At 59.2% G+C, this 260-nt stretch carries 1 protein-coding gene; it reads right to left on the reverse strand.

Features of this window, described 5'->3' with window-relative positions; translation table 11 throughout:
- On the reverse strand, nucleotides 1–230 hold a 230-nt coding region (locus tag LD028_RS09135; protein WP_237811630.1), incomplete at its 3' end, for a hypothetical protein.
- Nucleotides 231–260 lie beyond the last annotated feature (30 nt).

A 260-nucleotide genomic window follows, 5' to 3' on the forward strand; every position in this document is an offset into this window, starting at 1 on the left:
GATCCGGTAACGGTCGTGCGCACCTTTGCGCCGGGAAGAGCATCGGCGGCGTCGCCGAGCAGAGAGGCCATAGCGCCGGTGATATCGGCGTGGTGACGTCTGTAGTCCTCGAAAAGGATGTTCTCGTCGGGATCGAGGATGACGGCCTTGATCGTCGTTGATCCGACGTCAAGACCCATCCGAAGGTCCTGCGCGTCCGGTGGAATCGCATTGCCGATGTGTGCGTCCATGTCTCCATTTCATCACCGTGGAAATCACTT

This window comes from Anoxybacillus sp. LAT27, from assembly GCF_022030075.1.
In the GTDB taxonomy this organism is placed as follows: Bacteria; Bacillota; Bacilli; order Bacillales; family Anoxybacillaceae; genus Anoxybacillus; species Anoxybacillus kestanbolensis.